The 15,655-nt window shown below is 74.2% G+C and carries 3 protein-coding genes; all 3 read left to right on the top strand.

Annotation, left to right across the window (positions count from 1 at the left end; all coding sequences use genetic code 11):
* Positions 1 to 23 precede the first annotated feature (23 nt).
* Positions 24 to 9,890, top strand: coding sequence for an SDR family NAD(P)-dependent oxidoreductase (locus AB0G35_RS36605; RefSeq protein ID WP_360958927.1), 9,867 nt, complete (start codon positions 24 to 26; stop codon positions 9,888 to 9,890).
* A 47-nt stretch (positions 9,891 to 9,937) separates the two neighbouring features.
* Positions 9,938 to 14,695, top strand: coding sequence for a type I polyketide synthase (locus AB0G35_RS36600; RefSeq protein ID WP_360958924.1), 4,758 nt, complete (start codon positions 9,938 to 9,940; stop codon positions 14,693 to 14,695).
* A gap of 85 nt (positions 14,696 to 14,780) precedes the next feature.
* Positions 14,781 to 15,655: polyketide synthase (locus AB0G35_RS36595; RefSeq protein WP_360958921.1), on the top strand; the 875-nt coding region annotated here is incomplete at its 3' end.

The raw sequence follows: 15,655 nt of genomic DNA, 5'->3' as shown, positions 1-15,655 counted from the left end.
TGGAGGCCCTCCGCCACGGCACGCTGCCCCGCACACTCCACGTCGACGCGCCCTCCTCGAAGGTTGACTGGGATACCGGCGCGGTGGAGTTGCTGGCTGAGGCGCGCCCGTGGCCGGTGCGGGAGGACCGGCCGCGGCGGGCCGCGGTCTCCGCCTTCGGCGTCAGCGGCACCAACGCTCACGTCGTCATCGAGGAACCGCCCGCCGAGCCGGCGACCGGCGGTACTCCCGTGACTCCCGCTACCGTGGTCTGGCCGCTGTCCGCCGAGACCGCCCCCGCCCTGCGTGCCCAGGCCGCACGCCTGCGCGCGCACCTTGAGCGTCTCCCCGACGCCGCTCCCGCCGACATCGGCCACGCGCTGGCCGCCGACCGCGCCGCCCTCACCCACCGTGCCGTGCTGCTCGGTGCCCACGGCGCCCCCATGGACGCCCTCGCCGCCCTGGCTGCCGGTGAGATCAGCCCGGACACCGTCACCGGTATCGCGGCGGACATCCGCCGCGTTGCCTTCGTCTTCCCCGGCCAGGGCACCCAATGGGCCGGCATGGGCGCCGAACTGCTGGACACGGCCCCGGCCTTCGCCGCCGAAGTGGAGCGCTGCCAGCGCGCGTTCGCCCCGTACGTGGACTGGTCACTCACCGACGTCCTGCGCGGCGCACCCGGGGCGCCCGGCCTCGACCGCGTCGACGTCATTCAGCCGGCCGCCTTCGCGGTGATGGTGGCGCTCGCGGCACTGTGGCGCTCGCTCGGCGTCGAACCCGCCGCCGTCATCGGCCACTCCCAGGGCGAGATCGCCGCGGCCTGTGTGGCCGGCGCGCTCTCCCTGGACGCCGCCGCCCGGATCGTGGCCCTGCGCTCCCAGATCATCGCCCGCGAACTGGCGGGGCGGGGCGGCATGGCCTCGGTGGCCCTGCCCTCGGCCGACGTCGAGGCGCGGCTCGATGGCGCCGGCGGCGTCGAGATCGCCGCGGTCAACGGCCCCCGGTCGACCGTCGTCTGCGGGGAGCCGGCCGCCCTGGAGGCGCTGCTGCGTGCCTTGGAGGACGAAGGCCACCGGGTCCGCCGGATCGATGTCGACTACGCCTCCCACTCCCACCACGTCGAGAGCATCCGGGAGGAACTCGCCACCGTTCTCGCCGCGGTCCGGCCGCAGGGGGGCGGGGTGCCCTTCTACTCCACGGTCGACGCGGCCCTCCTGGAGACGACCGCGCTCGATGCCGACTACTGGTACCGCAACCTGCGGCTCCCGGTGCGGTTCGAGGCGACCGTGCGCGCCATGCTCGCCGACGGCGTCGACGCGTTCGTGGAATGCTCCGCGCACCCCGTCCTCACCTTCGGCATCCGCCAGACCGTGGAGAGCCTCGACGCCGCCGCACCGGCCGTCGGCTCGCTGCGGCGCGACGAGGGCGGGCTGCGGCGCTTCCTCAGCTCCGTCGCGGAGGCCCAGGTCTCCGGCGTGCCGGTGGACCTGGCCAGGCTCCACCCCGGGGCCCGCCGGGTGGAGTTGCCCACCTACGCCTTCCAGCGCGAACGCTACTGGGTCGGCTCCGCCCGTCCCGAGTGGGCGGAGGCCGCCGAAGCCGGTGAGCGCACCCCGGAGCCCGGCGACCGGCTCGGCTACCACGTCGGGTGGAAGGGGCTGCGCGCCGTCACCGGCGGCTGGCGCCCCGGCCTGCGCCTGCTCATAGTGCCCACCGGAGAAACGCACGCCGCCCTCGCCGACACCGTGGAACAGGCGATCGCTTCCTTCGGAGGAACGATCCGGCGCATCGCCGTGGACCCGGCCCGTACCGGCCGCGCCGAACTGCACGGCCTGCTCGAACCGGCCGTCAACGGTGACACCACCGTCACCGGCATGGTCTCGCTGCTCGGACTGTGCACCGACGGCCACCCCGATCACCCGGCCGTGCCCACCGGGGTCACCGCCACCCTCGCCCTGGTCCAGGCCCTGGCCGACCTCGGCCGCACCGCACCGCTGTGGACCGTCACCCAGGGCGCGGTGGCCACCGCCCCGGACGAGGTGCCGTGCACCGCCGGAGCCCAACTGTGGGGCCTGGGGCGGGTGGCGGCGCTGGAACTGCCCGAGTTGTGGGGCGGCCTCGTCGACCTGCCCGAGCGGCCCGACGCCCGGGTGTTCGAGCGCCTCGCCGGCGTCCTCGCCGAATCCGGTGCCGAGGACCAGATCGCCCTCAGGGCGGCGGGCGTCTTCGGGCGCCGCGTCCTGCCGAACCCGGCCGACTCCGCCCCGCCGGTCTGGCGCGCCAGGGGTACCGTCCTGATCGTCGGCGACCTCACGACGGTGCCCGGCCGGGTCGTCCGCTCCTTCCTGGAGGACGGCGCGGACCGGGTGGTGCTGGCCGGGCCGGACGCCGACGCGGAGGCCGTCACCGCCGGCCTCACCGGAGCCGCCGTCGTCCCCGTCCGCTGCGACGTCACCGACCGCTCCGCCCTGGCCGGCCTGCTCGACGAGCACGCGCCCGCCGTCGTCGTGCACGCCCCGGCGCTCGTGCCGCTGGCCCCCCTGAAGGACACGGAGCCCGGCGACATCGCCGGCGCCGTCGCCGCCAAGACCGCGGCCGCCGAACACCTGGTGGACCTGGCGCCCGCCGCCGGCCTCGACGCGCTGGTGCTGTTCTCCTCGGTGTCCGGCGTGTGGGGCGGCGCGGCACAGGGCTGCTACGCGGCCGCCACCGCGCACCTCGACGCGCTCGCCGAGCGCGCCCGCGCCGACGGGGTGCCCGCCGTCTCCGTGGCCTGGAGCCCCTGGGCCGGCGGCGCACTCGCCGACGGTGCCGACGCGGAGTTCCTCAACCGGCGCGGCCTCGCTCCCCTCGACCCGGACGCGGCGGTGCGGTCCCTGCGCCGCATGCTGGAGCGCGGCCGCACCTGCGGAGCGGTCGCCGATGTCGAGTGGAACCGCTTCGCCGCCTCCTACACCTCGGTGCGCCCGGCCGTGCTGTTCGACGACATTCCCGAGGTGCGGCGACTGCGCGCGGCCGAACGCGCCGCGGGCACCGGCGATTCGGTCACCTCCGAACTCGTCCGCGAACTGACCGCGCAGTCCGGCCACAAGCGGCACGTCACCCTGCTGCGGCTGGTCCGAACCCACGCCGCCGCCGTCCTCGGGCAGTCCTCCAGCGAGGCGGTGAACAGCGCCCGCGCCTTCCGCGACCTCGGCTTCGACTCGCTGACCGCCCTCGAACTGCGCAACAGGCTCAGCGCCGCCACCGGCCTCAACCTGCCCGCCTCCCTGGTCTTCGACCACTCCAACCCGGCCGCGCTCGCCCGGCACCTCGGCGACGAACTGCTCGACCGCGGAGACACCGCCGCCCAGACCGGCCCCGCGACCACTGCGCAGACGGACGAGCCCATCGCCATCATCGGCATGGCCTGCCGGCTGCCCGGCGGGGTCCGTTCGCCCGAGGACCTGTGGGACCTGCTCACCGGAGAGGTCGACGCCATCACCCCCTTCCCCACCGACCGGGGGTGGAACAACGACGTCCTCTACGACCCCGACCCCGACTCGCCCGGACACCACACCTATGTGCGCGGGGGCGGATTCCTGCACGACGCGGCCGAGTTCGACCCCGGCTTCTTCGGCATCAGCCCTCGCGAGGCCCTGGCCATGGACCCGCAGCAGCGGCTGATCCTTGAGACCGCCTGGGAGTCCTTCGAACGGGCCGGGATCGACCCGGTGGAGCTGCGCGGCAGCCGCACCGGCGTCTTCGTAGGCACCAACGGGCAGCACTACGTGCCCTTGCTCCAGGAGGGGGACGAGAACTTCGACGGCTACGTGGCCACCGGCAACTCCGCGAGTGTGATGTCTGGCCGGCTCTCCTACGTCTTCGGCCTGGAGGGCCCCGCCGTCACCGTCGACACCGCCTGCTCGGCCTCCCTCGCCGCGCTGCACCTGGCGGTGCAGTCGCTGCGCCGGGGTGAGTGCGACATGGCGCTGGTCAGCGGTGCCACGGTGATGTCCACCCCCGAGATGCTGGTGGAGTTCGCCCGCCAGCGGGCGGTTTCGCCGGACGGCCGCAGCAAGGCGTTCGCCGAGGCGGCGGACGGCGTGGGCCTCGCCGAGGGCGCCGGCATGCTGCTGGTCGAGCGGCTGTCGGAGGCGCGGAAGAAGGGCCACCCGGTGTTGGCGGTGGTGCGGGGGAGTGCGGTCAATCAGGACGGTGCCAGTAACGGTTTGACGGCGCCCAGTGGTCCGGCCCAGCAGAAGGTGATCCGTGAGGCGTTGGCCGATGCCGGCCTGGGGCCGGGCGATGTCGACGTCGTCGAGGCCCATGGCACGGGTACGGCGTTGGGTGATCCGATCGAGGCCGGTGCGTTGCTGGCCACGTATGGGCGGGAGCGGGTGGGTGATCCGCTGTGGTTGGGGTCGTTGAAGTCCAACATCGGGCACACCCAGGCCGCCGCGGGTGTCGCCGGTGTCATCAAGATGGTGGAGGCCCTCTGGCACGACACGCTGCCCCGCACGCTCCACGTCGACGCGCCCTCCTCGAAGGTCGACTGGGGTGAGGGGGCCGTGGAGTTGCTCACCGAGGCACGGCCCTGGCCCCAGCGGGCCGACCGGCCGCGCCGCGCCGGCATCTCCTCGTTCGGCATCAGCGGAACCAACGTCCACGTCATCGTCGAAGAGCCGCCGGAGCCCACCGCACCCGAGCCGCTCTGGCCCGATACGGCCGCCGACGGCGACGTCTGGTCCGAGGAGTGGTGGCGCGAGGTGACCGTGCCGCTGATGATGTCCGCGCACAACGAGGCCGCGCTGCGCGACCAGGCACGGCGGCTGCGCGCGGACCTGCTCGCCCACCCCGAGCTGCACCCGGCCGACGTCGGCTACTCCCTGATCACCACCCGCACCCGCTTCGAGCATCGGGCCGCCGTGGTCGGCGAGAACTTCACGGAGCTGATCGCGGCGCTCGACGACCTCATCGAGGGCCGTCCGCATCCGCTCGTGATGCGGGGCACCGCCGGCACCGCCGACCAGGTCGTGTTCGTCTTCCCCGGCCAGGGCTCGCAATGGGCCGAGATGGGCGACGGGCTGTTCGAGCGGTCCAGCGCCTTCCGGGAGACCGCACACGCCTGCGATGCGGCGCTCCGGCCCTACCTCGACTGGTCCGTGCTGGACGTGCTGCGCCGGGAGCCCGACGCACCCTCGCTCGACCGGGTCGACGTGGTGCAGCCCGTGCTGTTCACCATGATGGTCTCGCTCGCCGCGACCTGGCGCTCGCTGGGCGTCGAACCGGCCGCCGTCGTCGGGCACTCCCAGGGCGAGATCGCCGCCGCCCATGTCGCCGGCGGGCTCTCGCTGGACGACGCGGCGCGCATCGTCGCCCTGCGCAGCCAGGCGTGGCTGCAGCTGGCCGGCAAGGGCGGCATGGTCGCGGTGACCATGTCCGAGCGCGAGCTGCGACCCCGGCTGGAGTTCTGGGGCGACCGGCTCGCCATCGCCGCCGTCAACAGCCCCGAGACCTGCGCCGTCGCGGGCGACCCGGACGCCCTGGCCGAACTGGTCGCCGAACTCGCCTCCCAGGGCGTGCCCGCCCGCCCGATCCCCGGCGTCGACACCGCAGGGCACTCGCCGCAGGTCGATACGCTCGAAGACCAGCTGAGGGAAGTGCTCGCCCCGGTCGCGCCCTCGTCCTCCGACATCCCGTTCTACTCGACGGTCACCGGTGGGCTGCTCGACACCGCCGAGCTGGACGCCGACTACTGGTACCGCAACATGCGCGAACCGGTGGAGTTCGAGAAGGCCACCCGCGCGCTGATCGCCGACGGTCACGACGTGTTCCTGGAGACCAGCCCGCACCCCATGCTCGCCATCTCCCTCCAGGAGACGATCAGCGACGCCGGTGCTTCCGCGGCGGTCCTCGGCACACTGCGCCGTGGCCAGGGCGGCCCGCGCTGGCTGGGTGTCGCCGTCTGCCGCGCCTACACCCACGGCGTGGAGATCGACGCCGAGGCCCTCTTCGGCCCCGACTCGCGCCCGGTGGGCCTGCCCACCTACCCGTTCCAGCGCGAGCGCTACTGGTACAGCCCGGTCAGCCGCGGCGACGATCCCGCCTCCCTCGGCCTGGACGCGGCCGACCATCCGCTGCTCGGCGGAGGCGTGGAACTGCCCGGCTCCGGCGACCAGATGTACACCGGGCGTATCGGCACCGACGCCGTCCCCTGGCTGGCCGACCACGCGCTGATGGGGACGGTGCTGCTGCCCGGCGCCGCGGTCACCGACCTCGCGCTGTGGGCCGGCCGCCAGGCCGGCACCGGCCGGATCGAGGAACTCACCCTGGCCGCGCCCCTGGTGCTGCCCGAGTCCGGCGGCGTCTGGCTGCGGCTGAACGTCGGCGCCCCGGACACCGACGACGCCCGCCGCTTCGCGGTGCACGCCCGACCCGAGGGCGCCGCCGACTGGACCCTGCACGCCGAGGGCCTGCTCACCGCGGAGCACGCGGCCGACGCGCCGGACGCCTCGGCGGTGACCCCGTCGCACGGCGCCGAACAGCTGGACACCGGCGACTTCTACGAGCGGTTCGCCGAACTCGGCTACAGCTACGGGCCGTTCTTCCGCGGACTGGTCAGCGCCCACCGTGCCGGCTCCGACCTCCACGCGGAGGTCGCGCTGCCCGCCGAGGCCCAGGGCGACGCGGGACGGTTCGGGCTTCATCCGGCGCTGCTGGACGCGGCGCTGCAAACCATGAGCCTGGGCGGCTTCTTCCCCGAGGACGGCCGGATCCGGATGCCCTTCGCGCTGCGTGGTGTCCGGCTCTACCGCACCGGAGCGGACCGGCTGCGGGTGCGCATCTCCCCCGTCGCCGAGGACGCCGTCCGCATCCAGTGCGCGGACGTCGAGGGGCGGATGGTCGCCGAGATCGACTCGTTCCTCATGCGGCCGGTCGACCCCGAGCAGCTCCGGGGCGGCCGCCCGGTCAGCGCCGACGCCCTCTTCCGCGTCGCCTGGCGGGAGCGGACCGGCAGCGGCCCGGCCACCGGCAGCCCTTCCGCGATCCGCTGGGTGGTCGCGGGACCGGACGCCCTGGGCCTGGCCGAGGCCGCCGATGCACACCTGCCCGATGCGCTCGGCCCGGACGGTCCGGGGCCGGTCACGACCGGCGAACCGGCCCCGGACGCCGTCGTGTTCGGCGTACCGGCCGGGACCGGCGATGTCGCCGCCGATGCTCACGCCGTCGCCTGCCAGGTGCTGGGCCTCGTCCAGCGCTGGCTCGCGGCCCCGGACGCCCCGGAGGGCACCCGCCTGGTCGTGGCCACCCGTGGCGCGGTCGCCGTGCGCGGCGACGCCGAGGTGAGCGACCCGGCCGCGGCCGCCGCATGGGGCCTGCTGCGCTCCGCGCAGGCCGAGGAGCCCGACCGGTTCCTGCTGGTGGACCTGGACGACGACCCGGCTTCCGCCCGGGCCGTGCCCGCCGCCCTCGCCTCCGGCGAACCGCAGACCGCGGTGCGCGCCGGCCGGGTGTACGTGCCCCGGCTGGAGCGGGTCGGTGCCGGTACGGACGGGGCGTTCACCCCGCCGGAGCAGGGCGCCTGGCGGCTGGGCCGCGGCGCTGACCGTACCCTCGACGGCCTGGCGCCGGTGCCCGCCCTGGACGCGAACGCCCCGCTGGAACACGGCCAGGTGCGGGTCGCGGTGCGTGCCGCCGGCGTGAACTTCCGCGACGCCCTGATCGCCCTGGGCATGTACCCGGGCGAGGCCGAAATGGGCACCGAGGGCGCCGGCGTCGTCGTGGAGACCGGCCCCGGCGTCACCGGGATCGCCGCCGGAGACCGGGTGCTGGGCCTGTGGAACGGCGGCTTCGGCCCGGTGTGCGTGGCCGACCACCGGCTACTCGCGCCGATCCCGGACGGCTGGTCGTACGCCCAGGCCGCGTCGGTACCCGCGGTGTTCCTCAGCGCCTACTACGGACTGGTCGCCTTGGCGGACCTGCGCCCGGGAGAGAAAGTGCTGGTGCACGCCGCCGCCGGAGGTGTCGGCATGGCCGCGGTGCAGATCGCCCGCCACCTCGGCGCCGAGGTGCTGGCAACCGCGAGCAGCGGCAAGTGGGACGTCCTGCGCGCCATGGGCATCCCCGACGACCATCTCGCCTCCTCGCGCACCCTCGACTTCGCCACCGCCTTCGCCGGCGCGGACGGTGCGCCCGGTGCCGATGTCGTCCTCAACTCGCTCACCAAGGAGTTCGTGGACGTCTCCCTCGGACTGCTCCGTCCCGGCGGCCGGTTTTTGGAGCTGGGGAAGGCCGATGTGCGCGCCCCCGAACAGGTCGCTGCCGACCACCCCGGAGTCCGCTACCGGGCGTTCGACCTCCACGAGGCCGGACCCGATGAACTCGGCCGAATGCTACGGGAGTTGATGGAGCTGTTCGCCGGCGGAGCGCTGCACCCGCTGCCCGTCGTCACCCACGACGTACGCCGGGCCGCGGACGCCCTGCGCACCATCAGCCAGGCCCGGCATACCGGAAAGCTCGTCCTGACCATGCCGCCCGCCTGGCACCCGCACGGCACGGTGCTCATCACCGGCGGCACCGGCACCATCGGCAGCCGCATCGCCCGCCACCTGGTCACCACCCACGGCGTGCGCCATCTGCTGATCGCCGCGCGCAACGGTCCGGACGGCGAGGGCGCCGCGGAGCTGGTCGCCGAACTCGCCGGCCTGGGTGCCGAGGCCACCGTCGTCGCCTGCGATGTCGCCGACGCGGACGCGGTCCGCCGGCTGCTCGCCGACGTGCCGGCCGAGCGTCCGCTGACGGCCGTGGTGCACAGCGCCGGTGTCCTCGACGACGGCGTGCTGCCCACGCTCACCCCCGAGCGGATGTGGCGCGTGCTGCGGCCCAAGGTGGCGGCCGCCGTCCTCCTGGACGAACTCACGCGTGACCTCGACCTCTCGGCGTTCGTCCTGTTCTCCTCCAGCGCCGGTCTGCTGGGCAGCCCGGCCCAGGGCAACTACGCGGCGGCCAACGCCACGCTCGACGCCCTCGCCGCACGGCGGCGGGCCCTCGGCCTCCCGTCGGTCTCGATGGCTTGGGGACTGTGGTCCGACACCAGCCGGATGGCCGACGGGCTCGACCAGGAGCGCCTCCAACGGCGCTTCACACGCAGCGGCTTCCCGCCCCTGTCCGCAGGCCTGGGCACGGCGCTGTTCGACGCCGCCCTGCGGGTGGACGAGGCCGTGCAGGTCCCGTTGCGGCTCGACCCGGCCGCACTGCGCGCCACCGGAACCATCGCGCCCCTCCTGTCGGACCTGGTCATCCCCGCCTCGGCCGCCGCGTCCGGCAACCGGGCCCCGGTCCGGCCGACCGCCCCGCAGGACGCCCGGCACACCGGCCAGTCCCTCGCCGAGCAGCTGGCCCGGCTCTCCACCGAGGAGCGCCACGACCAGCTGCTCAACCTGGTGCGCGAGCACGTGGCCGCGGTACTGGGCCACGGCTCCGCCGCGGAGGTCCACTCCGACCGGCCGTTCCGCGATGTCGGATTCGACTCCCTCACGGCCGTGGAACTGCGCAACCGGATGGGCGCGGCCACCGGGGTCCGGCTCCCCGCCACCCTGGTGTTCGACCACCCCACCCCGGCCGCGATGGCCACGCACCTCGCCGGTCTGCTGGTGCCCGAGCAGCAGGCCACCACCGTGCCGCTGCTGGCCGACCTCGACCGGATCGAGAAGGCGCTGGCCGCCCTCACCCCGGAAGGTCTCGCGGCGGTCGCGCCCGCACCCGCCGCCCGCGCCGAGGTCGCCCTGCGCCTGGAGGCCCTGGCCGGTCGCTGGCGCGCCCTCCACAACGGCACCACCGATGCCGCCGACGACATCGCCGACACCCTGAGCGCCGCCGACGACGACGAGATCTTCGCGTTCATCGACGAGCGGTACGGCGAGTCGTGACCACCGGCCCGGCACCCCGTCGCCCGTCCTCGAAGGGAAGTACCACCATGGCGAACGAAGACAAGCTGCGCACGTACCTCAAGCGCGTGACGGCCGAGCTGCACCGGGCCACCGAGCAGCTGCGCACGCTCGACGAGCGGGCCCATGAGCCGATCGCGATCGTCGGGGCGGCCTGCCGGTTGCCCGGCGGTGTCCGCGGCCCGGAGGATCTGTGGGATCTGCTGCTCGCGGGGACCGACGCGGTCGACCAGGCCCCGGCCGACCGTGGCTGGGACGTGGCGGCGATGTACTCACCCGACCCGGACCAGGCGGGCACCACGTACTGCCGCGAGGGCGGCTTCGTCCGCGGGATCGACCGGTTCGACCCCGGCCCGTTCGGGATCTCCCCCAACGAGGCGCTCACCATGGACCCCCAGCAGCGGCTGCTGCTGGAGACCTCCTGGGAGGCGCTGGAGCGGGCCGGCATCGCCCCGCAGTCCCTGGCCGGCAGCCGCACCGGCGTGTTCGCCGGGGCGTGGGAGAGCGGTTACCAGAAGGGCGTGCAAGGGGTCGATGCCGAGCTGGAGGCCCAGCTCCTGGCCGGCATCGTCAGCTTCACCGCGGGCCGGGTCGCCTATGCCCTGGGCCTGGAGGGCCCGGCGTTGACGATCGACACCGCGTGTTCGTCGTCGCTGGTGGCGCTGCATCTGGCGGTGCAGTCGCTGCGCCGGGGCGAGTGCGATCTCGCGCTGGCCGGCGGCGCCACGGTCATCGCCGACCCCGCCCTCTTCATCCAGTTCTCCCGGCAGCGAGGGCTCGCCCCCGACGGCCGCTGCAAGGCGTTCGCCGAGTCCGCCGATGGCTTCGGTCCCGCCGAGGGCGCCGGCATGCTGCTGGTGGAACGGCTGTCCGACGCCCGCCGCCACGGACACGAGGTGTTGGCGGTGGTGCGGGGGAGTGCGGTCAATCAGGACGGTGCCAGTAACGGTTTGACGGCGCCCAGTGGTCCGGCCCAGCAGAAGGTGATCCGTGAGGCGTTGGCCGATGCGGGGCTGGGTCCGGGCGATGTCGACGTCGTCGAGGCCCATGGGACGGGTACGGCGTTGGGTGATCCGATCGAGGCCGGTGCGTTGCTGGCTACGTATGGGCGGGAGCGGGTGGGGGATCCGCTGTGGTTGGGGTCGTTGAAGTCCAACATCGGGCACACCCAGGCCGCCGCGGGTGTCGCCGGTGTCATCAAGATGGTGGAGGCCCTCCGGCACGGCACGCTGCCCCGCACGCTCCACGTCGACGCGCCCTCCTCGAAGGTCGACTGGGGTGAGGGGGCCGTGGAGTTGCTCACCGAGGCACGGCCCTGGCCCCAGCGGGCCGACCGGCCGCGCCGCGCCGGCATCTCCTCGTTCGGCGTCAGCGGAACCAACGCGCACATCGTCCTGGAGCAGGCGCCGACCGCCCCGGACACCCTTGCCGAGCCCCGGGCGTCGGCCGACCTCCCGGCCACCGTCCTCCCTCTGTCCGCCGCCGGCGCGGAGCCCCTCCGCGAACAGGCACGTCGGCTCGCCGAACACCTGGTCGCCCACGAGGAGATCACCCCCGCCGACGCCGCCTACTCCGCCGCCACCGGCCGCGCCGCGCTCGCGAACCGTGCCGCGGTCCTCGCCGACGACCGGGAATCGCTGATCGCCCGGCTGACCGCGCTCGCGGAGGGCAGGAGGGACGCCGACGTCGCCGTCGGCGAGGCGGGCAGTGGCCGGCCCCCCGTCTTCGTCTTCCCCGGCCAGGGTTCCCAGTGGGCCGGCATGGGCGCCGAACTGCTGGAGTCGGCCCCGGTCTTCCGAGCCAAGGCGGAGGAGTGCGCGCGGGCTCTCGCGCCCTACCTCGACTGGTCGGTGCTCGATGTGCTGCGCGGCGCGCCGGACGCCCCGCCGATCGACCGGGCGGACGTGGTCCAGCCGGCGCTTTTCACCATGATGATCTCCCTTGCCGCGTTGTGGGAGGCCCACGGCGTGCGGCTCGCCGCCGTCGTCGGCCACTCCCAGGGCGAGGTCGCCGCCGCTTACGTGGCCGGCGCCCTCTCCCTCGATGACGCGGCCCGGGTGATCGCCGAACGCAGCAGGCTGTGGGGCCGGCTGGCCGGCAACGGCGGCATGCTCGCCGTAATGGCCCCGGCCGACCGGGTCCGCGAGATGCTGGCGCCCTGGGCACAGCGGATCTCCGTCGCCGCGGTCAACGGCCCCGCCTCGGTCACGGTCGCCGGCGACACTGCGGCGCTGGAGGAGTTCAGCGAGCGGCTGTCCGCGGACAGGGTGCTGCGCTGGCCGCTCGGCGGCGTCGACTTCGCCGGCCACTCGCCGCAGGTGGAACAGTTCCGCACCGAGCTTCTCGCGACGCTCGCCGGCGTCCGGCCGACCGCCGCCCGGCTGCCGTTCTTCTCCACCGTGACTGCCGGAGCCCACGCCCCCGAAGGCCTGGACGCCGCGTACTGGTACCGGAACATGCGCGAACCGGTGGAGTTCGAGTCCACCCTGCGGGCGCTGCTGCGCCAGGGCCACCGCTCCTTCATCGAGATGGGCCCGCATCCCCTGCTCGGTGCCGCGATCAACGAGGTGGCCGAGGACGAGGGCGTGCATGCCACCGCGCTGTCCACCCTTTACCGCGACTCCGGCGGCCTGGACCGGTTCCGCGCCTCGGCGGGCGCCGCGTTCGCCCACGGAGTCCGCGTCGACTGGGACCCGTTCTTCGAAGGCACCGGCGCCCGCCGCGTGCCCCTGCCCACCTACGCCTTCCGCCGCGACCGGTTCTGGCTGCCGACCGCCACCGCCCGGCGCGCCGCCGACGCCGCGGTCACCGCCTCCGACGCCTGGCGCTATCGGGTCACCTGGACCGCCCTGGAGACCGGCGACTCGGGCGCGCCGTCCGGGCGCTGGCTGTTGGTGGAGACCCCCGACGCCTCGCCGGGCGAGGCGGACGCCGCGGCATCGGCGCTGGGCACGGCCGGCGCGGTGGTGGAGCGCTGGACGCTGGACCCGACCGTGGTCACGCGAGCCGGCCTGACCGAACGGCTCGCCGGACTCGCGGCGGACTCCCAGGGCCTGGCCGGAGTGCTGGTTCTGCCCGGTCAGGCAGCCGACACCGCACCGGCCGACGCCTCCCCGCTCGACGAGGGCACGGCCGCCGTCCTGCTCGTGACCCAGGCCGTGACGGACGGCGCGCCGAAGGCGCGGGTCTGGGTGGCCACCCGGGGAGCGGTGGCGGTCGAGCCCGGTGAGGTGCCGTGTGCGATGGGCGCGCGGGTGTGGGGCCTTGGACTGGCAGCGGCCTTGGAAGCGCCGATGCAGTGGGGTGGCCTGGTCGACCTGCCCGTCAAGCCCGGAGAGGTTGACTGGCGACGTCTTGCCGCCACCCTCTCCCACAGCAGCGGTGAGGACCAGATAGCCCTACGCGGCACCGGCACCTACGGCCGCCGACTGCTGCCGGCAGCACCGGCAGCCGTGCGCGGCTCGTGGCGCCCCCGGGGATGTGTGTTGGTCACCGGAGGAACCGGCGGCCTGGGCGGCCACGTGGCGCGCTGGCTGGCACGTGAAGGCGCAGAACACGTGGTACTCGCAGGACGCCGCGGTGCACAGGCACCGGGGGCCCAAGAGCTGGAACAAGAGCTGGTGGGCTTGGGGGCGAAGGTGACTGTTGTGGCGTGCGATATGAGCGATCGGACGTCAGTGGTGCAGTTGCTGGATGCGATAAAGGGGCTGGGCACGCCACTGCGCGGGGTGTTCCATGCCGCAGGAGTCGCCCAAGTGACGCCGTTGGCCGAGGTGGAGCTCGACGAGGCCGCTGACGTGCTGGCGGGAAAGGCGGTGGGGGCCGAGCTGCTGGACGAGCTCACAGCGGATGCCGAGCTGGACGCCTTCGTGCTGTTCTCGTCCGGTGCAGCGGTGTGGGGCAGCGGCGGGCAGTCGGTCTACGCGGCGGCCAACGCACACCTGAACGCGCTGGCCGAACGACGCCGTGCACAAGGCCGCCCCGCCACCTCCGTCGCCTGGGGCCTGTGGGGCGGCGGCGGCATGGGCGCGGGCGACGGCGTCACCGACTTCTACGCCGAGCGCGGACTCGCGCCCATGCGGCCGGATCTGGGGATCGAGGCCCTGTACGGAGCGCTCAACCAGGACGACACCTGTGTCACGGTCGCCGACATCGATTGGGAGCACTTCGTCACCGGGTTCACCGCCTTCCGACCCAGCCCCCTGATCTCCGACATCCCCCAGGTCCGCGAACTGCGGGCCGCCGCGCCCACGCTCGACGCCTCGGACGAGCTGCGCGGCCGTATCAAGGCTGCCCTCACCCCGCGCGAGCGCACCAAGGTGCTGGTGGACCTGGTCCGCACGGTGGCGGCAGACATCCTGGGCCACGACGGGATCGGCCGCATCGGCCACGACGTCGCCTTCAAGGACCTCGGCTTCGACTCGCTGGCCGCTGTGCGGCTGCGCGGCCGGCTGGCCGAGTCGACGGGGCTCGCCCTGCCCGCGACGGTCATCTTCGACCACCCCACCGTGGACCAACTCGGCGCCGCGCTGTTGGCGGAGCTGACCGACGGAAACCACCAGGGAACGGGCCGCCCGGACGGGGCCCTGGCCCCGGCCGGCGCCGGCGGGAACGAGACGCCGGCGTCCACACCGGAGGCCGCGGCCCACGACGTCGAGATTGATGAACTCGACGCGGACGACCTCATCCGGCTGGCAACAGGCAGTAACCGAAGGGAAGATGACGGACCCTCAGTTGAGGGTGTTCGCGACACCGCGACCACGCGCGGTGGACCGTCCCAACAGTAGCGCCCCCTACCGGAGCTCCCGGCCCGGCAGCGCCCCGCAGCACCGACGACCCACCCCCCAGAGCGAGCAGACGAGGAAGCCGAAGATGTCACCCTCCATGGACGAAGTGCTCGGTGCACTGCGCACCTCGGTCAAGGAGACCGAGCGGCTGCGTCGACGCAACCGCGAGCTCCTGGCCGCCACGCGTGAGCCCATCGCGATCGTGGGCATGGCGTGCCGCTTCCCCGGCGGCGTGGTCAGCCCCGACGACCTGTGGGAGCTCACCGCGGACGGCGTCGACGCAATCACCCGTTTCCCCACCGACCGCGGCTGGGACGAGGCCGCCGTCTACTCGCCCGACCCTGACACGCCCGGTACCACCTACTGCCGCGAGGGCGGCTTCCTCACCGGTGTCGGCGACTTCGACGCCGCCTTCTTCGGCGTCTCGCCGAACGAGGCACTGGTGATGGACCCCCAGCAGCGGCTGTTGCTGGAGACGTCGTGGGAGGCGCTGGAGCGGGCCGGGGTCGTCCCCGCGGCGCTGCGCGGCAGCCGTACCGGCGTGTTCGTCGGGGCCGCGCACACCGGCTACGTCGCCGACACCGCACGGGCACCCGAAGGCACCGAGGGCTATCTGCTGACCGGAAACGCCGACGCGGTGCTGTCCGGCCGGATCGCCTACACCCTGGGCCTGGAGGGCCCGGCGCTGACGATCGGGACGGCCTGCTCGTCGTCGCTGGTGGCGCTGCATCTGGCGGTGCAGTCGCTGCGCCGGGGCGAGTGCGATCTCGCGCTGGCCGGCGGCGTCGCGGTCATGCCCGACCCGACGGTGTTCGTGGAGTTCTCCCGGCAGCGTGGGCTGGCCTCGGACGGGCGGTGCAAGGCATTCGCGGAGGGCGCCGACGGTACTGCTTGGGCTGAGGGTGCCGGTGTGCTGCTGGTGGAGCGACTGTCGGACGCGTTGCGCAACGGTCATCGGGT

The organism is Streptomyces sp. NPDC021749, assembly GCF_040640655.1.
Taxonomy (GTDB): Bacteria; Actinomycetota; Actinomycetes; order Streptomycetales; family Streptomycetaceae; genus Streptomyces.
Note: the sequence above shows the minus strand (reverse complement) of the source record. Positions and strands in the feature narration are given on the sequence as shown.

What these genes read in the sequence shown, in the direction of transcription:
- AB0G35_RS36600 (WP_360958924.1), top strand. Translation starts at nt 9,938, where the DNA reads ATGGCGAACGAAGACAAGCTGCGCACGTACCTCAAGCGCGTGACGGCC.